This is a genomic window from Thiolinea disciformis DSM 14473, assembly GCF_000371925.1.
Taxonomy (GTDB): Bacteria; Pseudomonadota; Gammaproteobacteria; order Thiotrichales; family Thiotrichaceae; genus Thiolinea; species Thiolinea disciformis.
Window position 1 is genome coordinate 1 of the sequence record NZ_AQVE01000036.1, and the last position, 20,068, is coordinate 20,068.

A 20,068-nucleotide genomic window follows, 5' to 3' on the forward strand; every position below is an offset into this window, starting at 1 on the left:
ACTCGTATCTCTAACCCCTGAACCATTGATCGCCATCTCAACAATTTTTTCGGGAATACCGTCGCGGTTGCCCACATTATGATAGTAAAGTTGAAAACTACGTTGGCAATCACGGCAGCGGTAACGCGGTTCACCACTACGCGCATAGCCGTGTTTGTAAATCGATGCACTTTGACAGTAGCGGCAGTCGACTGGTACGGTGGCCATACACACCTCTTCCTCAGATCAAATGCCTTTAACGATAAAGCTCCATCAAAGCGTTTTCAACTCCCTTAAATCACGACCAATCATCTATATTTCACTGCTTGCTAAGCTTGTGTGATGAGGTAAGCCACAACTTTTTCATGTTGATCTTTCCAACAGTGGATGGAGAGCTGACTTCGGCGAGTAAACAAGGACTAGCTTTATCAATGCGCACTTTCACATCTGAAGCATTAACAAAGCAATCTGTCTGACGGGTAGCAGTACGCAAGGCACCCAACAATACCCAAAGTTTCAATCGCTATAGTTATGTGACCAATAATCCGTTGTCTTATACAGATCCTTCAGGGTATTTCTTCAGCTCGTTATTTAAGTCCATTGGGAATTTTATTAGTAATCACTGGCGTACCATCGTTGCAATTGCGGTGGCTATTGCTGTGCCTCAGCTACTACCCACGTTAGGGGTAGGGCCTGTGTTGTCTGGAGCAGTGGCGGGCGCTATTAATGGCTTTATTTCAACGGGTAATTTTGCAGGAGCTTTTAAAGGTTTTGTGACTGGTGCCCTCTCAGCAGGCATGGCTGGCGCAGTGAAAGCAGCAGGTTTTGCCTCAAAACTCACTCAATCTATTGCACATGGGGTTTCACAAGGGGCTTTAGCTGTTGTGCAAGGTGCAAAATTTGGATCTAGTTTTGCGAGTGCATTTGTTAGTCATACAATTGGTGGAGATTTAAGTGGTATAAGTCCGATGTCTAGTACTGTTGTTCAGGCCGTTATTGGTGGAACTATCTCTGTCATAGGAGGCGGCAAATTTGCTAATGGCGCAGTCACTGCTGCTTTTGTGCATATGTTTAATGAACTTTCAGTTACATTGTTAGAAAAGAGACCCAAGTGGCGGCAAATGAGTCTACCCTATAATTTAGATAAAAGTGATGAGAACTATCATAAATACACCGTAGGACCAACACCTGTATGCACCAAAAGCAACATTTGTACTGATCAAATGGTAAGCGATCTTATGGATTCTCAGTCTGCTCCTATGGCGGACGCAGTAGACGGCGTGATTATTCTTCCTGGCTTTCCATGGCATCCAGAGAATCCTATTTTTCATACACATGGTTTAGGATGGTCAATGAACGTTACGTTGCCTGGTCATGAATATCATTTTGGTTATGTACGGCATGAATCCTATTTAGGTAGTGATAATGTATTTTATATGCAGTCGATGGGTGAAGGCATAGGTCCAAATCCTATAGTGAATAATGTCGTTGGATCTCTATTATTTACTAAGATGCATGCAGATGTTTCTAATATAGCTGTGGCTAGAACTGGAGAGATTATATTTTTTAAACCCTAGAAAACATATTCTTAAATTTAAATTATGGTTATAACTTATGAAATCTATATTATCCTTTATGCTTTTTGCATTTTTTATATGCTACATGGAAATTGCGATGCCTCTCGAAAATAAGACTAGCACATATAATAGTTTTTCAATCTACGTAGCTGTTGACAAGGAAAATATGCAGTATGAAATAAAGAGAGTGCAAGAGATAATGAGGATTTTTGGAATGAAACCTGCTTTAGAAAATTTTAATATCGATTTTTTTGACTTATATTATTTTGACAATACGCCGCAAAAAATTATAATAAATATCAATAATCTATCTTTAGTAGATCATGTTTCTTTCAAAGGTGTGACTGGTTTCGATATTCATATCTTTTCGAAAGAAGACGTTATTTTTAATAATCTAAAAGAATCTATTTTAAGTGAGTTTAAAAATAAATATAATGTCGTTATTCTAAATAAGGCTAATACTGAGGACGGTAGAATTCCAACTATTTATTAATAGAATAATCATTGGATTTCTTGCGAAAATTGCGGTTAATTTTACTAATTCATTGATTTACCGATCAAGAAAATTACTTTCACGAGAGGCCTATTTTTAATGTTTTTATTGATTTAAATTATATTTAAATATAAAAAATCTGCTACGCAAGGAAAAGATTAATCAATTTTGGTTTACTACAAGTTGGTGATAGCCTAAGATTGGTTAAAATGCTTAGATCATAAATAATAGATTTCGCGGAAGATTCAATATTTTATAGTTTTGCGAAAAAAGAAAATTAAAATTTAATAAAGTTTATTGTTATGAGGCTATAGTTTATTAACCTTAAAATATGAGAGGTTTTTAGTATAATATGGAAAAGGTAAGTTTTATGATTTCAAAATATAATAAATTAATAATTGCTCTTTTAGTGTGCTGCCTAGGTGTTTCTAATACCGCCCACGCCGAAAATCTTCTCGGCAAGACGGTATCCAGTGTTGGTGTGTATGCGAATATGAATTATGCAGTGGTAACTTACTCCACAGCAGGAAGTAATTTAGATGCCTGTACACATCCAACATCAACTAGCATAGCAGCCATCGATTTCAGCTACCAACATGCTAATTAGCTGTACGCTAATGCCATGAGCGCTTTTATGTCGGGGAAGCCAGTGATTATTGTCACCGGTGGTTGTGTAGGGGCAGGATATACCATTCCTAAAATTCTACGCATAGATGTTCAAAATTAACTTTGAAGCATTTAAAAAGCACTGGTTACTTGCTTGGTGCTTTTTTAAAGAGAAATACTCGCTACATTTAATCAAATTGCACCCCTTCATAAATATCCAATAACCGTAATTCAGTGGGCGGACAAGACAAATGAATCACTTGCTCCAAAGCATCATACAGCGCTACAGCCCATGCACCCGTGGCATCGCGAAAATAAACGGTCACTTGCACACTCTCTTGCGCCACGATTAAATAAGTTTGTAATGAAGCGAGTTTTTGGTAGGCCACGACTTTTTCATGTTGATCTTTCCAAGCAGTGGATTTGGAGCTGACTTCGACAATTAAACAAGGCTTCTGCAAATAATAGTCGTCTGACTCATCGCTTTCACAACCAACCACGACATCGGGGTAATAATACGCTTTTGCTGGAGAAACTTTCACCTTTACATCAGCGACATGTATTTCGCAAGGTGCTGTTTTGTTTGCTGTTCGTAGTGCCAGCGCTATATTCAAGGCAATCCGACTATGGCGGCGGCTTGCACCCGCCATTGCATAAACTTTTCCATCAACATACTCATGGCGTTCTTTTGCGGTTTTTTCACCTTCCAGATATTCGGTTTCGCTAAGATAGCTATCATTCTTTTGAGCTAGCATGAGATCACTCCTAACGATCTATTGTTGATGGGCGGATTATAGCATTTTAATAAAAAAGCACCTACGCGAGGTGCTTTGCAAGGGTTTTGGAAGGTGGTTACAAATTTTCTGAGGCAAAATCCGCCAAACGTGAGCGTTCGCCGCGTTGCAACGTAATATGCCCGCTGTGTTCCCATGCTTTGAAACGATCCACCACATAGGTTAGACCGGATGAGGTTTCGGTCAAATAAGGCGTATCAATCTGCGCAATATTCCCTAAACACACCACCTTAGTGCCAGGGCCAGCGCGTGTAATCAGGGTTTTCATTTGCTTGGGCGTCAGGTTTTGCGCCTCATCAATAATTAAATAACGATTCAGGAAAGTGCGACCGCGCATGAAATTGAGTGATTTGATTTTAATCTTGCTCATTAAAAATTCATCTGTCGCACTACGTCCCCATTTGCTGCCATTGGCCGGTTGGGTAAGAATTTCCAAGTTATCCATCAGCGCCCCCATCCACGGCGCCATTTTTTCCTCTTCGGTTCCGGGTAAGAAACCAATATCTTCGCCCACTGGCACCGTGACGCGAGTCATAATAATTTCTTTATACAATTGCTCATCCATGGTTTGGGCTAAACCAGCCGCTAGGGTGAGTAATGTTTTTCCGGTACCGGCTGCCCCTAGTAGGGTGACCAAATCAATTTCTGGATCAAGCAATAAATTCAGCGCGAAATTCTGTTCACGATTGCGCGCGGTAATACCCCATACCGCATGACGTTGTTGCGTGTAATCGTGTAAGGTTTCGACCACCACATGGTCTTGATTACGCTTACGAATAATCGCATGAAATCCACCTTCACCTTCGCCTCCTTCAGAGATAATTTCACCCGCCAACCAATGGCTGGTTAACGGCCCACGCAAACGATAGAACGTGCGACCTTCCTCTTTCCACGACTCAATATCTTTGCCGTGGGTTTCCCAAAAATCATCGGGCAAATCATGAAAACCTTTCGGCAAAAGGTCGACATCATCTAAGACTTGGTCATTGAAATAGTCTTCTGCTGTTAAGCCAACAATATTGGCCTTAATGCGCAGATTAATATCCTTTGAGACCAGAATGACATCGCGGTCGTTAGACTTATCGCGCAACTCCAAGGCCACCGCGATAATCGTATTGTCCGGCGATTCGGTGGGCAAATTGGGGGGTAAGTGTTTCGGGCTGGGTTGAGTCTGGAAAAACAACTTGCCATAAGGGACTGAACCATTGCGGAATAAGGATTGTGCATTCAGCGAAATACCTTGATCCAGCGGCGTGTTCGGATTGTTTTTGATGAGATCATCCAGAAACCGACTCACTTGGCGCACATTACGAGCGACTTCGGACACCCCAATTTTGTGTTTATCCAGCTCTTCTAACACCACCATGGGCAAGAACACATCGTGCTCTTGGAAGCGAAACAGGGCGCTGGGGTCGTGCATGAGCACATTGGTATCTAAGACGAATAAACGTTTTGTGGAGGGAGTTTGTTGTGTTTTTGCCATACTATTCTTTCTTTTTCTAGCCAAAAAAGGATTAGGCTGTCTAAAACAAAAATCGTTCGCCTAACAGCTTAGAGAGATTGTGCCGCCGCCAGCACTTCAGCAACATGATCTTTCACACTCACTTTGCGCCAACTTTTTCGCAATACCCCCTGTTTATCAATCAAAAATGTGCTGCGCTCAATACCCATTACCTGTTTACCGTACATATTTTTCATTTGGATGACATCAAATAGCCGACATACTGCCTCATCAGTATCAGCGATCAGTTCGAAGGGGAAATTTTGTTTGGCTTTGAAATTTTCGTGCGATGGTAAGCTATCACGTGAAACCCCAAAAATAGCCGTATTAGCCTCTTGAAAGGCAGCATAAGCATCTCGAAAGTCTTGGCCTTCTGTGGTACACCCAGGTGTAGCATCTTTCGGGTAAAAATAAAGCACAACCGACTGTTTGTCGCGATAATCGCTTAATTGAAAGGTTTTGCCAGAGGTCATCGGTGCTGAAAAATCTGCTAGGCTGCTGCCAATATCGGGCTTACTCATACCATTCACCTTTTATTCGTCATCAAATATTCATCTAGTCTAGGGTAAGATGGGCGCCCCTTTGCAACAAATTGCCACAGAATATCCATGTGTCCACACCTATCATGAATGCACCTATCAATGGCTATTACCCTGAACATTTTATCAACCGTGAATTGAGTTTATTGGCATTCAATGAGCGCGTGTTGGATTTAGCACAAGATGATAAAGTGCCGTTATTAGAGCGCCTGCGTTATTTATGTATTTCTAGCGCCAATTTGGATGAGTTTTTTGAAGTACGCGTCGGGCGTTTAAAACAACAAGTAGCACTCAATTTACAAGCCAATGCTGCTAATGGCTTGTCCAATCAAGCCTTAGCCAAAGCGTTAGTGGCGAATACACATGACTTGGTGAGGCGTCAATATGGTTTGCTTAACGAGGTCTTGATTCCGGCGCTCAAGCGTGAGGATATTCATTTTTTGCGGCGTACTAAGTGGAATGATGCACAACGTGCTTGGTTGGCGGATTATTTTGAGCGTGAATTATTACCACTCTTAAATCCGCTCGGCTTAGATCCAGCGCATCCTTTTCCGAATGTACTCAATAAAAGTCTCAATTTTTTGGTTGAGCTATGTGGCACCGATGCATTTGGGCGCGAGCTTGATACCGCTATTGTGCAAGCGCCTCGAATTTTGCCCCGTATCATTCGTATGCCTGAAGCAATTGCGCCCAGTAAGGATAGTTTTGTTTTTCTGTCTTCCATTTTGCACGCTTTTATTGATCGTTTATTTCCCAGTATGACGGTGAAGGGTTGCCACCAATTTCGCTTGACCCGCAATAGCGAAATGTATGTGGATGAAGAAGAGGTCGATGATTTATTGAAGGCGATGAAAGGCGAGTTGTCGCATCGCAATTATGGTCAAGCGGTACGCCTTGAGGTGGCGGATCGTTGTCCAGTCGATAGTGTATTATTTTTGTGCGAGCAGTTTGGGCTGAGCCAAGCGGATGTTTATCAGGTAAATGGGCCGGTGAATCTGAATCGCCTGATGACCGTGTTAGATTTGGTGGAACGCCCAGACTTGCGGTTTCCACCTTTTCGCCAAAATCAAGTGTTAGGTGAATGCAAGGATCGGCCTGATAGTTTTTCACAAATGCGTTGTGGCGATATTTTGCTGCATCAACCTTATCAATCGTTTCAGCCAGTCTTGGATTTTGTCGATCAGGCAGCGCGTGATCCCGATGTGCTTGCGATAAAAATTACTTTGTACCGTACCGGACGGGATTCGGCCTTAGTAGAAAGCCTGGCGCGAGCCGCACGAGCGGGCAAAGAAGTCATTGCGGTAGTAGAATTGCGGGCGCGTTTTGATGAAGCCGCGAATATTGATCTCACCAATCGCCTGCAACAAGCTAATGCGCATGTGGTGTATGGTGTGGTGGGTTATAAAACGCACGCCAAAGCGTGCTTGGTAGTGCGGCGCGAAAAAGGAGGTTTAGTACGCTATGTGCATTTGAGTACGGGTAATTATCATGCCGGTACCGCGCGTGCCTATACCGATTTTGCGCTCTTAACGTGTAATCCGGCGATTACTGAAGATGTGCATCGTATCTTTCATCTATTAACGGGGCTTGGGCGGATGCCTGCCCTGAATCATTTATTAGTCGCACCTTTTACCTTGCATCAAGCCATGCTCGATAAAATTGAGCGTGAAATCGAACACGCTAAAGCGGGGACAGTGGCACATATTATGGCGAAGATGAACGCTTTGATTGAACCACAAATTATTGAAGCCCTGTATCGAGCATCCAATGCAGGGGTACAGATTGATCTGATTGTGCGCGGTGTATGTTGTTTGCGTCCGAATTTAGCTGGTGTGTCGGAGAATATTCGGGTGCGCTCAGTGATGGGGCGTTTTTTGGAGCATCCACGGGTTTATTATTTTTTAAATGCTGGCGCAGAAGAAATGTATTGTGCGAGTGCAGATTGGATGCCACGTAATTTTTTCCGTCGCGTTGAGCTAGCTTTTCCTATTTTAGATCCCTCACTCCGTGAGCGGGTTAAACGTGAAGCATTTGAATGGTATCTGACGGATAATTCTCAGGCTTGGGTTTTAGACGCAGAGGGGCAATATACGCGTTTGCAGCCGTCCAGTGATCAAAAAAATTTCTCAGCTCAGACCCATTTATTATGTACCTTGAGCCAATAAAAAAGTGCCCATTGAATTCATTAAACTAATGGGCGATTGATAGCATGATTGTTTAAATGGCGTAGGAGTTAATTAACAAGGCCCATACTGAAGGTGGAAAATCATGCCATTTTGCAAATCCAAGGAATCTATACTGATAGAGCTGGAATTGGTATTAGTTCTAATGCGGCTATTAATGCGTAAATTGACATCTTCACCACATTTCGAGTAACTATTGCTCGAAGTAATCACATTATCACTTTGGATATATTCCTGACCTGAGCCGCTACCCGCTAAGGGTGTTGATAGGTTAGGGCCTGTGTCGCCAGCAAAGAAATAAGAGCGACTTAGAATGGCTGAGCCTTTGACAAAGCCGCGATAATCGGCTGTCATCAAAGAGACTTGAAAGCCATTCGGGACATGTACGGGTACAGCAATATTACAAGTCTTATTGCCCGGGGCTGCGCTAAAGGCGTCGAATAGAATACTTAAGGTTTGACCGTCTGGTGTAATGGCAAAGTCCGTGGTGCCTGCTGGACAACCATTCCCCGCAATAGCAGGGGCTTGAAAGTAGACAGTATTAGGATTAGCTTGTGCGCTAGGTACAGCGACGGCGGCGGCAAGCGTAATGGCTGTCATCAAACTCGATAACGTTTTCATGATTGCAACTCCCTCTGTGCAATTGAAAGATCTGACACTCAAGCAATGTTGACTAGGTGATTCCATACTGGGTATATCTGCCTAGTTTTTTAGTTAATCAGCGTTGCTGTTAACCTGAATAAATATTAGTCTTTTTTGGTATCTAATTCATATCCCTTAAATAGGGGATCATCGTTGTATTAAAAGTATACTCATAAAAAAACCGCTCTATTAAGAGCGGTTAAAGACTTGCTATTCTGGAGGAGTGTGATGGATTAGCAAGGTTTATATTGTAATTTAAATACGATACCGTTTTGGAGGTCAAGTGAGTCTAAGCTAATAGAGCTCTTGCTATTATTGGTCATAATACGGCTATTCACACGCAAGTTAACGTCTTCCCCACATTTTGCATAACTATTGCTAGAGGTAATTAAGCTGTCGCGTTGAGTATATTCTTTACCAGCACCGCTGCTCATGGGGGTTCTCAAACTTGGGCCAGTAGCGCCTGCAAAGAAATAAGAACGACTTAAGGTGGCAGAGCCTTGTACATAACCACGATAATCAGCGGTCATTAAAGAAACTTGATAGCCATTGGGGACATGCACAGGCACGGCGATATTACAGGTTTTGTTGCCTGGGGCTGCGCTGTAAGAGTCAAACAAGATACTTAAAGTTTGACCATCTGGAGTGATGGCATAATCAACTGTTCCCGCTTTACAACCGCTGCCTGCAATCGCAGGATCTTTAAAAAACACGCCATTTTGATCAGGTGCGGCTTGTGCAGAAGTGGCAGCAACTGTCGCTAAGGTAGCAGCAATGATAAAAGTCCGTAAAGTTTTCATAATAAATCCTCTGTTTGTATTTAAAAGTCCATGTTTACTGGTTACTTAGGTCATTCAGTGTTGTTCTGAATTGGAGCTAGGGAGTTTTATTGTTTGCCTCACTAACTAGCTTGAGATCAGTTTCTAGGATTTTTGAATGAACCACTATCCCTTAGATAAGTAGGTTCTACGAATTTTACCTCCCTTAAATGAGTGATACGATTGTTTGATTTTTGATCTATTTCAGCCTTGTACGGTCTATACAGCAAGCAGGAGAAACGTGTGTATTGTGGTGTAATGAGTGGGCTGAGTCGCGCCCATTTATTTAGCACTACTTAGCTTTAGGCTTAGAGTAAATTAGGGTTAAGACAAGGAAAAGGAAGCGTTTTTTAACGTTTGAAAGGATCAATAAAAAAAGCCCACCGGAAAGACCAAGTGGGCAAATAAAAGGAGATATGATGTCAAGGTTTACCGATAAGCGTTAGATTAGCACTTTTTGTATTTCAATTGGAAGATGATTCCATTCTTTAAATCCAAAGAATCTACACTAATAGTACTTTTGTAGCCTTTGGGGACAATGCGACTATTAATACGCAAGTTCACATCTTTGCCGCAGGCAGAAAAAACTTTAGTCATGGATAGCATATTGTCGCGTTGTAAGTATTCTTTGCCCGCTTTACTGGTCATCGGGGTGACTAAGCTTGGGCCTGTGCTACCAGCGAAGAAGTAGGAGCGGCGCAAATCGCCGGCACCTTGCACAAAACCACGATAGTCAGCTGTTAGTAAAGAAACTTGGTAACCACTGGGAACATGCACTGGAATTGCTAGGTTACACGCTTTATTACCAGAGCTGGCACTATAAGAGTCAAATAAGATACTCAAGGTTTGTCCATCCGGTGTTAAAGCATAATCTGTACTACCTGCTTTACAGCCGCTACCAGCAATAGCTGGTTTACCGAAGTACACCGCGTTTTTATTAGGTGTAGCGGAAACGTTTTGTGAAGCTAGTGCGACAAAAGCTAAGCTAGCGGCGGCTACGAGTGTTTTTACCGTTTTCATGATTGCAAATCCCTTTAAATTAACTCACTAAATGAATGGTGTGTAGCAGTGGCGTTGGAGTGTTCTCGTTGCGCTTGCCATGGTGTGCATCTTGCGCTAGCGCTAAAAAAATGTGCATCCCATGGATAAGTGTGCGCTGCAGTGAGTTGCTCCCTTATTTAAGGGGTAGTCTGATTAAACTTTTTTCACTTATAAATGCAGGGTAAGTATACCTATAAGTCTTAAAGCTATGCTTGGCCACATTAAACTCAGCCACAGGAGATCAGGTTCATGACGCAAGCCCCTTTTCGTGTTTTTCTAGTTGAAGACGATCAAGGTACTTTGCATCGTATGGCGGAGATTGTGCGGGCGAATCCCGAGTGGAATTTATGTGGCATGGCGGCAAACTATTCGGATGCAGCACAGTGGCTGGAGCTCCATGAGCTAGATGTTTTATTAACAGATTTAGGATTGCCTGATGGGAATGGCAAGCAATTAATTGAGCAGACCCGTGCTCAGCATCCCAAGGCTGAAATTATGGTGATTTCGCGTTTTGGGGATGAAAATAGCGTAGTAGAAGCGATTAAAGCAGGCGCTAGTGGTTATTTGCTAAAAGATGAGTCACCAGAACATATCGCCTCTGCCATCCAACAACTGTTGCAAGGTGGTTCGCCAATTAGTCCCGCGATTGCACGTTATATCTTGGATTATTTTCAGCATGGCGAGACGGCAGTCTCTGATGTGCCTTCCAATGAGGCAGTCGATAACGATGCACTACTTACCCCTAAAGAAAAGATGGTGCTGCAATACATTTCGCGCGGCTACTCGAATAAAGAAATTGCGCGTGCTTTAGAGATTTCACCTCACACAGTCGCTTCCCACATTAAGCGCATTTATCAAAAATTAGCGGTGAATTCACGTAATGAAGCGGTTTTTGAGGGTTGGCGTATGGGGCAATTAAGTATGCGCCAACAAACGCAATCCTCTAGTGCTACGGCGTCTCAAAAAGATCCGCGTCAAATTGCTCAGGCATTACGCGAAGCCGGTAAATCAGTAGGTGACACCCTAGAAATCGTACAAGTGGTATTTAGTTTAAATGCGGATCAAACATTACAAGTTCTGATGCAATCTGGGTTTGGAGCAAATGATTTATTTGGTGTCGGGCGTGCTCAATTGGGATTGGATGATAAAACCTTAATCCAAAAGTTGTTAGCACTGGGATTCACCCATGAACAAGCCTTACAAGCTATGTTGGCGCAATTATGAGTGAAGCGATTATCAACACGACTATCAAGCAACGCTCATTGGACAATCGTTTATTGTTGTTTAGTTTGAGTCTAGTAGTGCTGTGCTTTGTGGGCTGTTGGCGGTTGACTACGGTGCGTTTTATTCCTTCAGATGGCAGTATTCCATTGACACAAGCGATCTTAATCGCTGACGACATCGCCGATGATGGATTATGTCAAGAGTCGATTCCCGATAGTTTGGCAACGGCTGAGGTGATGAATTCAAGCTTGCCAGATTTATTGACTAAATGTGTGCGTGCTTTGTTGGCCGAACGTAAGGCGCGTGGTCAAGCGGTGATGTTACCCCACGAGTGGCGTTACGGTGTAAGCAGTATGCCCAATTTAAACTCAGGGCGGGCGGTTTATCACATGCAATTTCCTTTTACTACCGCACCGAATAGCCCTTGGGCCATTGCCTTACCTGCAACAGGACAGAACCTAGCGGTCTGGGTGAATGGGGTTTTATTAGGTTGGGGAGGCAGTTTCGAGCAGCCTGTTGCACGGAATATGTCACGGCCACGTTTATACACGATTCCGGAGGGCATCTTGCAGGCGGGTGACAATCAATTTGATGTGTATGTGGTTTCGCAGCCTGCAGTCAAGGGGTTCTTAGATCGTGTTCAGATTGGTCCGGTCGAGTTATTAGAGCCAGCTATTCAACGATATAATTTTTTTCGCTCCATTATGCCGCAGATGATTAGTCTAGTGGTGTTTGTTTTAAGTTTAGCCATGGCTTTACTGTGGCTATATCGCCGCCAAGATACTGAATATGGCTTATTTGCCTTGGGGGGGGTGTTCTGGGCGGTGCACACCCTTGATCAATTTGTAGTGAAAACGCCCATCAATACAGCGCTGTGGGATTGGCTAATGCTAGTCAGTGCAGGGGGATTAAGTTTAAGTGGGATTTTCTTTATCCATCGTTTCTTACGTGAGCCGCATCTAGCACTAGAAAAGCGCCTATTAATAGGCTTCGGTGGCTTAGCAACGCTGTTATTGCTCTTACCTGAAGCTTGGTTTTATCCCGCTTCTATTTACCTTTGGAATCCACTGGTCTGGCTTGGCGTCGTTTACTCCTTACAGTTTATCTTACGCCGCACCCAACGCATTCCCCCAAATGAGTTATACGCGCTAGTCGCATCAAGTAGCGTAATTGTGGGATTGGGTTTATATGATCTTTTAGTTCTAATGGGTCATCGGGCGTTACCTTATGGGTTTTTCTTACATTTCGGAGCGCTACTGTTATTACTGTCGTTTGGTTGGATTTTATTACAGCGTTTTGTGCGCTCCTTACAAGATGTCGAAGAAGCGAATAAACAGCTTGTCTTGATTAATCAGGATCTTGAGGCACGAGTCGATGAGAAGACGAAAAAAATCGCACAAAGTTACGAGACCATTCGATTATTAGGACAAGAGCAAGTGTTACTGCACGAACGTTCGCGCATTATGCGTGATATGCACGATGGAATTGGTGTTTATTTGACCAGCATGTTGCGCCAACTGGATAAAGATCCGGTCGATAAAGATCACTTACGCGAAGCAGCTCGCAATGCCTTAAATGATTTGCGCTTGATGATTGATTCATTAGGCAGTGCCAGTAGCGATTTGCCCGCCATGTTGGGCATGTTTCGCACCCGTATTAGCATGGCGCTTGAAGCGTGCAATGTGGAGTTGGATTGGCAGGTCGATGAATTGCCGGCTTTACCGGATTTTGGTCCTGAGCGGGCGTTAAATTTGTTACGCATATTACAAGAAGCTTTCACCAATGCGCTTAAGCATTCGGGAGCAAGCATTATAAAGTTAGTTGCACGAATGGATGTTATTGATTCTGGCGAACAATTTGTCTTAGTCGAAGTCATAGACAACGGCAAAGGTTTTACCAGTACCCAAAGTGCTGGTCATGGGCTAAAGAACATGCGTTTTCGGGCGCAAAAAATTCGGGCAGATATCACTATGGATTCTAGCGGTGATGGAACACAGATTGCCATTCGCTTGCCCGTTTCACAACACTGATAACAAGCTCAAGAGTAGGAGCACGAATCATGAACAATTGCTTAAAGATTGTTTTTTGGGGATTACTAGCGCTTAGCCAAGTCGCCTTAGGAGCAACAGCGGCTCCTCTTACATCCAGTTCAGAAGCCATTGAACACGCGGATGTCAGCGGCGGGAAAGGCATTGATAATGTAGTAGTACGTGTGCCCAGTGGGCAATGTGTTTCTTTTGATAGCGCTGAGATTAGCTATTCCAAGCGCCGTTATGGACAGGCTGTGGTGCAAAAGCCAGTTGGCTGCAATGCCGTTAATACTCAGTGTAAAGTTCCTGTAAGCTGGGAACATGCGCCAGCGGGTAAACTGAATTATCAAGTAAAAGTGAATTGGAAACCCGCTTCAAGTTGCTAATGCTGCGCTAGTAGAAACTTGTGTTTCAAAGATTGCACCAGTAGTATGCTTTGATCATTCACTTGACTGGAGGGATCCATGTTTCGCGGCAGTATAGTAGCGCTAATCACGCCTATGACCTTAACGGGAGCGCTTGATGAGCAAGCCTTGGAGGCATTGGTAGCATTTCATATTGAAAATGGCACCAATGCCATTGTAGCGATGGGGACTACGGGCGAGTCGGCCACTTTATCCCATAAAGAACATCGCCATGTCGTGAAACGTGTAATCGAACTTGCTAAAGGCAAGATACCCGTCATTGCAGGAACCGGCTCGAATAGTACAGACGAGGCGATTGAATTAACCCAAGCTGCTTTACAAGATGGCGCAGATGCTTGTTTGTTAGTGACTCCTTATTATAATCGCCCACCACAAGAAGGCTTATACCAACATTATAAGAAAATTGCCGAGCAAGTGGCGATCCCTCAGATTCTCTATAATGTACCGGGGCGTACCGGTTGCGATTTGTTGCCACCAACCGTGGAACGTCTTGCTAAGATTCCCAATATTATCGCTATCAAAGAAGCCACTGGCAATTTAGAGCGTGGGCGCGAAATCATGGAGCGCTGTGGCGATGACATCATTGTTTATAGTGGTGATGATGCGACGGCCATGGAGCTTATGCTAATGGGAGCCAAAGGTAATATTTCCGTCACGGCCAATGTTGCCCCGCGTTTAATGAGTGATATGTGTTTCGCTGCCATTAACGGTGATCGTGCAACAGCAGCGCGTTTGAATGCGCAATTAGACGACTTGAATAAAACGCTTTTTGTTGAGCCTAATCCCATTCCGGTGAAATGGGCCATGAGTCAATTAGGCTATGGTAGCGAGGGTGTGCGTTTACCCCTAGTGCCATTGTCCGAAAGTTTGCGCCCACAAGTGCTAGCTGCCATGCATAAAGCTGGTATTAAATGTTGAGGCTAACAATGGCTTGGGCTATGACTTTTACCAGAAATGCCTTGGCACTTGGCGTCGCAGTAGTGTTAACTGGCTGTTCCAGTTTGCCTAGCTTTACCGTTGATGGTGTGCGTGACAATGTAAAGTATAAAGAAGGTGGGACATCGGTTAACAAATTATCGATACCACCTGATTTAAGTGCCCCTGATTTCGATGACACCTACGTACTCAATCGTGTTATGACGCCATCTGAGGCGCAGGCTGCGCAGGATCAGGCAATACCCTCTAGTATTCAAGCCAGCAACGCCGCTAACACTAATGCTTTAAGTACGAAATTAGGCAAGCTAGCCGATGGCAATCCTGCTTTGATTGTCAATGGGGATTATAACGCTGTTTGGGCGCGTACTGGTGAGGTGCTTAATCGTGCCGGGATGCAGATGACTGGCCAGCAAAAAGACAAAGGTCTTTATGCGGTGACTGAGCCACGGTCTAATACTAAAGCGCGTTTAATTATTAGTGATGAAGGCGAACGCAGCCTAATTGTGGTTGCAGATGATAAGGGAATGCCTCTGAATCCGCAGCTCGCTATGCAACTCCTCTCCTTGCTTCAGGCTCAAATTTAAGATCACATGCGCGTTTTGCCTCATTAGGCAGTGGTAGTAAAAATGCCGTCCTGATTGAGGCGGGGCGCACGCGTATTTTAGTAGATTGTGGTTTTACGCTCAAAGAAACCGAGAATCATGTACAGCAAGCCTTAGCTGAAGGGTTTAATCGTTCGTCAAATGAAATCTATGTGGCATCATAAAACTAGGTTTTGAATGGCGTGTACTCGGATCACCGTAAAAAATTTTATTTATACAGTTTTGATTCATAAAGGCTTTTTAAAAAACTTACAAAAAAATTGAAAAAACTTTTCGCGGAGTAGTTGACGATGGTTGGGAGGTCTGTATAATGCGCAACTTCTTGAGGGGCACTGAACGTTGAAATGACTTAAGAAACAATAAGTTACTAAGTATTTCAAGATTAAGCAGCTCTAGTAAAGCAGACAGTGATCTGAAAATAGTTTGAAAAAAGCTTGACAGATTAAAAGAAGCGAACTAGAATACGCCTCCTTCCTAGCCTGAAGCGCTAGGCGAACTTTAACAAGATAGCCAGACAAATACTTGTGTGGGTGCTTGCAGACTGAGTGGATGACCATAAAGGAAGCAAGTGACTCAAAAAGCTCAATTACGTAATAGATTAAGTAATATAGCTCAAGATCAATGCTTCCAATTTAAAGAATTCGACACGTAAGTGTCAACGAGATTGAATTGGAGAGTTTGATCCTGGCTCAGATTGAACGCTGGCGGTATGCTTAAGACATGCAAGTCGAACGGTAACAGGTTAAGCTGACGAGTGGCGGACGAGTGAGTAACGCGTGGGAATCTACCTTGTAGTGGGGGATAAGCCAGGGAAACTTGGACTAATACCGCATACGCCCTAAGGGGGAAAGGAGCAATTCGCTATAAGATGAGCCCGCGTCTGATTAGGTAGTTGGTGGGGTAAAGGCCTACCAAGCCGACGATCAGTAGCTGGTCTGAGAGGATGATCAGCCACGTCGGGACTGAGACACGGCCCGGACTCCTACGGGAGGCAGCAGTCGGGAATATTGGACAATGGGGGAAACCCTGATCCAGCAATACCGCGTGTGTGAAGAAGGCCTGCGGGTTGTAAAGCACTTTCAGTTGGGAAGATAATGACGTTACCAACAGAAGAAGCACCGGCTAACTCCGTGCCAGCAGCCGCGGTAATACGGAGGGTGCAAGCGTTAATCGGAATTACTGGGCGTAAAGCGCACGTAGGCGGCCTTTTAAGTCAGATGTGAAAGCCCCGGGCTCAACCTGGGAACTGCATCTGATACTGGGAGGCTAGAATCTGGGAGAGGGGAGTGGAATTTCCGGTGTAGCGGTGAAATGCATAGAGATCGGAAGGAACATCAGTGGCGAAGGCGACTCCCTGGACCAAGATTGACGCTCAGGTGCGAAAGCGTGGGTAGCAAACAGGATTAGATACCCTGGTAGTCCACGCCGTAAACGATGTCAACTAGCCGTCGGCTCCAACTAAGGAGTCGGTGGTGCAGCTAACGCATTAAGTTGACCGCCTGGGGAGTACGGTCGCAAGACTAAAACTCAAAGGAATTGACGGGGGCCCGCACAAGCGGTGGAGCATGTGGTTTAATTCGATGCAACGCGAAGAACCTTACCAGCCCTTGACATGTCGAGAATCCCGTAGAGATATGGGAGTGCCGCAAGGAACTCGAACACAGGTGCTGCACGGCTGTCGTCAGCTCGTGTCGTGAGATGTTGGGTTAAGTCCCGCAACGAGCGCAACCCCTATCCCTAGTTGCCAGCACGTAATGGTGGGAACTCTAGGGAGACTGCCGGTGACAAACCGGAGGAAGGTGGGGATGACGTCAAGTCATCATGGCCCTTATGGGCTGGGCTACACACGTGCTACAATGGTTGGCACAGAGGGACGCAAGACCGCGAGGTGGAGCAAATCCCAAAAAACCAATCGTAGTCCGGATTGGAGTCTGCAACTCGACTCCATGAAGTCGGAATCGCTAGTAATCGCGAATCAGCATGTCGCGGTGAATACGTTCCCGGGCCTTGTACACACCGCCCGTCACACCATGGGAGTGGGTTGCTCCAGAAGTAGATAGCTTAACCGAAAGGAGGGCGTTTACCACGGAGTGATTCATGACTGGGGTGAAGTCGTAACAAGGTAGCCGTAGGGGAACCTGCGGCTGGATCACCTCCTTTAAGAGATGAGTCCGAAACCAGTTTGCGAGCACCCACACAAGTAACTGTTTGGCTAAGAAATTCAACTTGGGTCTATAAGGAAGTAGGTAGACCTGTAAGCGAGACTGCGGGTCTGTAGCTCAGTTGGTTAGAGCACACGCTTGATAAGCGTGGGGTCGGTGGTTCAAGTCCACCCAGACCCACCATCTTTCATGGGGCCATAGCTCAGCTGGGAGAGCGCCTGCCTTGCACGCAGGAGGTCGTCGGTTCGATCCCGTCTGGCTCCACCACCTAAGTTGAATAGTATCAAACGCGGCATCTGGTGAATCCATTAAATTATACTTTGGCTGCCTTATGAGAGGTAAGCGCTAGTGATTTAGTTGATTGACCTGACTTCGTGTCAAAAAGAATCCCGAGAGATTCTTGTTTTTTAACAAACTGGAAAAGTAACAAGGCGAGATTATTGAGTAATCAACAATCTCAAGATGATCGTTACAAGTTATAGTTGTGCTATAACCTGGACTATTAGGCTCGATGAATAGCCAAGAAATAGTCTGTTAGTAATAACAGTCTCACTCTTCTCATCGACGCAAAAGGACTAATAGACCGCTAAGGGTTATAGAATCAAGCGACTAAGCGTACACGGTGGATGCCTTGGCAGTCAGAGGCGATGAAGGACGTTGTAACATGCGAAAAGCTTCGGGGAGTTTGTAAACTAGCATTGATCCGAAGATGTCCGAATGGGGAAACCCACTCCGCAAGGAGTATCCCGCAAGGGAGGCGAACGTAGGGAACTGAAACATCTAAGTACCTATAGGAAAAGAAATCAACCGATATTCCCTTAGTAGTGGCGAGCGAACGGGGAACAGCCGAATCATTACTTGATAGCAAAGCAGTTTGGAAAAGCTGGCCATAGTGGGTGATAGCCCCGTATGCGAAATTGGGTAGTGGACATATTAAGTAGGGCGGGACACGTGAAATCCTGTTTGAAGATGGGGGGACCATCCTCCAAGGCTAAATACTACTGACTGACCGATAGTGAACCAGTACCGTGAGGGAAAGGCGAAAAGAACCGCGGCGAGCGGAGTGAAATAGAACCTGAAACCGTGTACGTACAAGCAGTGGGAGCCCTTCGGGGTGACTGCGTACCTTTTGTATAATGGGTCAGCGACTTACATTCAGTGGCAAGCTTAACCGATAGGGGAGGCGTAGCGAAAGCGAGTCTGAACAGGGCGTTCAGTCGCTGGGTGTAGACCCGAAACCGGGCGATCTATCCATGACCAGGTTGAAGGTGCCGTAACAGGTACTGGAGGACCGAACCCACGCCTGTTGAAAAAGTCGGGGATGAGTTGTGGATAGGAGTGAAAGGCTAATCAAGCTCGGAGATAGCTGGTTCTCCTCGAAAGCTATTTAGGTAGCGCCTCGTGTATCACTCTTGGGGGTAGAGCACTGTTATGGCTAGGGGGGCTTGACCGCCTTACCAACCCATTGCAAACTCCGAATACCAAGAAGTGCGAGCACGGGAGACACACGGCGGGTGCTAACGTCCGTCGTGAAAAGGGAAACAACCCAGACCATCAGCTAAGGTCCCCAAATTATGGCTCAGTGGGAAACGATGTGGGAAGGCATAGACAGCCAGGAAGTTGGCTTAGAAGCAGCCATCTTTTAAAGAAAGCGTAATAGCTCACTGGTCGAGTCGGCCTGCGCGGAAGATTCAACGGGGCTTAAGCCATATACCGAAGCTATGGATTTGCACGCAAGTGCAAGTGGTAGAGGAGCGTTCTGTACGCCTGTGAAGGTGAACTGGGAAGTTTGCTGGAGGTATCAGAAGTGCGAATGCTGACATAAGTAACGACAAGACGGGTGAAAAACCCGTCCGCCGAAAGCCCAAGGATTCCTGCGCAACGTTAATCGGCGCAGGGTTAGTCGGCCCCTAAGGCGAGGCAGAAATGCGTAGTCGATGGGAAACAGGTTAATATTCCTGTACTAATTTATACTGCGATGGGGGGACGGAGAAAGCTAGGCCAGAACACAGTTGGTGTGTATCTAAGCGTTTAGGCAGAGATCTTAGGCAAATCCGGGATCTTAATGCTGAGGCGTGATGGCGAGGAGTCTACGGACTTCGAGTGGTTGATGCTATGCTTCCAAGAAAAGCCTCTAAGCTTCAGGTATAAATTACCCGTACTCCAAACCGACACAGGTGGGCTGGATGAGAATTCCAAGGCGCTTGAGAGAACTCGGATGAAGGAACTAGGCAAAATGGTACCGTAACTTCGGGAGAAGGTACGCCTCTGAGGGTGTTAAAGCCCATGGAGGCCGCAGAGACCAGGCCGCTGCAACTGTTTATCAAAAACACAGCACTCTGCAAACACGAAAGTGGACGTATAGGGTGTGACGCCTGCCCGGTGCCGGAAGGTTAATTGATGGGGTCAGCGCAAGCGAAGCTCTTGATCGAAGCCCCGGTAAACGGCGGCCGTAACTATAACGGTCCTAAGGTAGCGAAATTCCTTGTCGGGTAAGTTCCGACCTGCACGAATGG

16 protein-coding genes, 2 tRNA genes and 2 rRNA genes are annotated in these 20,068 nt (G+C 45.1%); 13 read left to right on the plus strand and 7 right to left on the minus strand.

Going from position 1 to position 20,068, the window contains the following annotated elements; genetic code table 11:
• On the minus strand, positions 1–207 hold a 207-nt coding region (locus A3IE_RS0118150; RefSeq protein WP_020397049.1), incomplete at its 3' end, for an IS1/IS1595 family N-terminal zinc-binding domain-containing protein.
• Between the two features lie 305 nt (positions 208–512).
• Between A3IE_RS0118150 and A3IE_RS23110 the strand changes: the two genes are divergently transcribed.
• The 3 genes from A3IE_RS23110 to A3IE_RS22930 all read left to right on the plus strand — a co-directional run bounded on the left by A3IE_RS23110 (position 513) and on the right by A3IE_RS22930 (position 2,656).
• Positions 513–1,556, plus strand: coding sequence for a hypothetical protein (locus A3IE_RS23110; protein WP_020397050.1), 1,044 nt, complete (start codon positions 513–515; stop codon positions 1,554–1,556).
• 37 nt (positions 1,557–1,593) lie between these two features.
• Positions 1,594–2,049 (plus strand): hypothetical protein, encoded by a 456-nt coding sequence (locus tag A3IE_RS0118160; RefSeq protein WP_020397051.1) that lies wholly within the window; start codon positions 1,594–1,596, stop codon positions 2,047–2,049.
• 352 nt (positions 2,050–2,401) lie between these two features.
• Positions 2,402–2,656, plus strand: a complete 255-nt coding sequence (locus A3IE_RS22930; protein WP_157832902.1) for a hypothetical protein — start codon at positions 2,402–2,404, stop codon at positions 2,654–2,656.
• Between the two features lie 187 nt (positions 2,657–2,843).
• Here the strand turns inward: A3IE_RS22930 and A3IE_RS0118165 are convergent, their stop codons facing one another.
• The 3 genes from A3IE_RS0118165 to A3IE_RS0118175 all read right to left on the minus strand — a co-directional run bounded on the left by A3IE_RS0118165 (position 2,844) and on the right by A3IE_RS0118175 (position 5,471).
• Entirely contained in the window at positions 2,844–3,410 is a 567-nt protein-coding gene (locus tag A3IE_RS0118165) for a Uma2 family endonuclease (protein WP_020397052.1), read from the minus strand.
• Between the two features lie 97 nt (positions 3,411–3,507).
• Positions 3,508–4,932, minus strand: a complete 1,425-nt coding sequence (locus A3IE_RS0118170) for a PhoH family protein (protein WP_020397053.1) — start codon at positions 4,930–4,932, stop codon at positions 3,508–3,510.
• A 68-nt stretch (positions 4,933–5,000) separates the two neighbouring features.
• A complete protein-coding gene (locus A3IE_RS0118175) occupies positions 5,001–5,471 on the minus strand; it encodes a peroxiredoxin (RefSeq protein ID WP_020397054.1) in 471 nt (156 codons plus the stop codon).
• 104 nt (positions 5,472–5,575) lie between these two features.
• Between A3IE_RS0118175 and ppk1 the strand changes: the two genes are divergently transcribed.
• Positions 5,576–7,654 (plus strand): polyphosphate kinase 1, encoded by a 2,079-nt coding sequence (gene ppk1 / locus A3IE_RS0118180; protein ID WP_020397055.1) that lies wholly within the window; start codon positions 5,576–5,578, stop codon positions 7,652–7,654.
• A 72-nt stretch (positions 7,655–7,726) separates the two neighbouring features.
• Here ppk1 and A3IE_RS0118185 read toward each other — a convergent pair whose 3' ends face one another.
• The 3 genes from A3IE_RS0118185 to A3IE_RS21290 form a co-directional block, all read right to left on the minus strand.
• On the minus strand, positions 7,727–8,293 hold the full coding sequence (locus A3IE_RS0118185; protein ID WP_020397056.1) for a DUF4360 domain-containing protein: 567 nt from the start codon (positions 8,291–8,293) through the stop codon (positions 7,727–7,729).
• Between the two features lie 254 nt (positions 8,294–8,547).
• Positions 8,548–9,114: a DUF4360 domain-containing protein gene (locus tag A3IE_RS0118190; protein ID WP_020397057.1), complete on the minus strand. Its 567-nt coding sequence runs from the start codon at positions 9,112–9,114 to the stop codon at positions 8,548–8,550.
• A gap of 465 nt (positions 9,115–9,579) precedes the next feature.
• Positions 9,580–10,152, minus strand: a complete 573-nt coding sequence (locus tag A3IE_RS21290; RefSeq protein ID WP_020397058.1) for a DUF4360 domain-containing protein — start codon at positions 10,150–10,152, stop codon at positions 9,580–9,582.
• A 270-nt stretch (positions 10,153–10,422) separates the two neighbouring features.
• Between A3IE_RS21290 and A3IE_RS21295 the strand changes: the two genes are divergently transcribed.
• From A3IE_RS21295 to A3IE_RS0118245, 9 genes are all read left to right on the plus strand, one after another.
• Positions 10,423–11,397 carry a response regulator gene (locus A3IE_RS21295; RefSeq protein ID WP_020397059.1) on the plus strand — a complete coding sequence of 325 codons (975 nt, stop codon included), beginning with the start codon at positions 10,423–10,425 and terminating at the stop codon, positions 11,395–11,397.
• Positions 11,394–13,427 (plus strand): sensor histidine kinase, encoded by a 2,034-nt coding sequence (locus A3IE_RS0118205; RefSeq protein ID WP_020397060.1) that lies wholly within the window; start codon positions 11,394–11,396, stop codon positions 13,425–13,427. Before A3IE_RS21295 ends, A3IE_RS0118205 begins: the two co-directional genes overlap by 4 nt.
• A gap of 29 nt (positions 13,428–13,456) precedes the next feature.
• The gene (locus A3IE_RS0118210) at positions 13,457–13,813 is read left to right on the plus strand and encodes a hypothetical protein (protein ID WP_020397061.1); all 357 of its coding nucleotides are present in this window, start codon (positions 13,457–13,459) and stop codon (positions 13,811–13,813) included.
• Positions 13,814–13,891: 78 nt separating this feature from the next.
• Complete coding sequence (gene dapA, locus A3IE_RS0118220) at positions 13,892–14,770, plus strand: 4-hydroxy-tetrahydrodipicolinate synthase (protein ID WP_020397062.1); 879 nt, start codon at positions 13,892–13,894, stop codon at positions 14,768–14,770.
• A gap of 20 nt (positions 14,771–14,790) precedes the next feature.
• On the plus strand, positions 14,791–15,372 hold the full coding sequence (gene bamC, locus A3IE_RS0118225) for an outer membrane protein assembly factor BamC (RefSeq protein ID WP_157832903.1): 582 nt from the start codon (positions 14,791–14,793) through the stop codon (positions 15,370–15,372).
• A gap of 684 nt (positions 15,373–16,056) precedes the next feature.
• Positions 16,057–17,550, plus strand: a 16S ribosomal RNA gene (locus A3IE_RS0118230).
• A 108-nt stretch (positions 17,551–17,658) separates the two neighbouring features.
• Positions 17,659–17,735, plus strand: a tRNA-Ile gene (locus A3IE_RS0118235).
• A gap of 8 nt (positions 17,736–17,743) precedes the next feature.
• Positions 17,744–17,819: transfer RNA gene (locus A3IE_RS0118240), tRNA-Ala, on the plus strand.
• Positions 17,820–18,151: 332 nt separating this feature from the next.
• Positions 18,152–20,068, plus strand: a 23S ribosomal RNA gene (locus A3IE_RS0118245); the annotation flags it as partial.

Bases quoted from the DNA above. Each gene is read 5' to 3' on its own strand.
- A3IE_RS0118160 (WP_020397051.1), top strand. From the start codon at position 1,594: ATGAAATCTATATTATCCTTTATGCTTTTTGCATTTTTTATATGCTAC.
- A3IE_RS22930 (WP_157832902.1), top strand. From the start codon at position 2,402: ATGGAAAAGGTAAGTTTTATGATTTCAAAATATAATAAATTAATAATT.
- A3IE_RS0118165 (WP_020397052.1), bottom strand. From the start codon at position 3,410: ATGCTAGCTCAAAAGAATGATAGCTATCTTAGCGAAACCGAATATCTG.
- A3IE_RS0118170 (WP_020397053.1), bottom strand. From the start codon at position 4,932: ATGGCAAAAACACAACAAACTCCCTCCACAAAACGTTTATTCGTCTTA.
- A3IE_RS0118175 (WP_020397054.1), bottom strand. From the start codon at position 5,471: ATGAGTAAGCCCGATATTGGCAGCAGCCTAGCAGATTTTTCAGCACCG.
- ppk1 (WP_020397055.1), top strand. From the start codon at position 5,576: ATGAATGCACCTATCAATGGCTATTACCCTGAACATTTTATCAACCGT.
- A3IE_RS0118185 (WP_020397056.1), bottom strand. From the start codon at position 8,293: ATGAAAACGTTATCGAGTTTGATGACAGCCATTACGCTTGCCGCCGCC.
- A3IE_RS0118190 (WP_020397057.1), bottom strand. From the start codon at position 9,114: ATGAAAACTTTACGGACTTTTATCATTGCTGCTACCTTAGCGACAGTT.
- A3IE_RS21290 (WP_020397058.1), bottom strand. From the start codon at position 10,152: ATGAAAACGGTAAAAACACTCGTAGCCGCCGCTAGCTTAGCTTTTGTC.
- A3IE_RS21295 (WP_020397059.1), top strand. From the start codon at position 10,423: ATGACGCAAGCCCCTTTTCGTGTTTTTCTAGTTGAAGACGATCAAGGT.
- A3IE_RS0118205 (WP_020397060.1), top strand. From the start codon at position 11,394: ATGAGTGAAGCGATTATCAACACGACTATCAAGCAACGCTCATTGGAC.
- A3IE_RS0118210 (WP_020397061.1), top strand. From the start codon at position 13,457: ATGAACAATTGCTTAAAGATTGTTTTTTGGGGATTACTAGCGCTTAGC.
- dapA (WP_020397062.1), top strand. From the start codon at position 13,892: ATGTTTCGCGGCAGTATAGTAGCGCTAATCACGCCTATGACCTTAACG.
- bamC (WP_157832903.1), top strand. From the start codon at position 14,791: ATGACTTTTACCAGAAATGCCTTGGCACTTGGCGTCGCAGTAGTGTTA.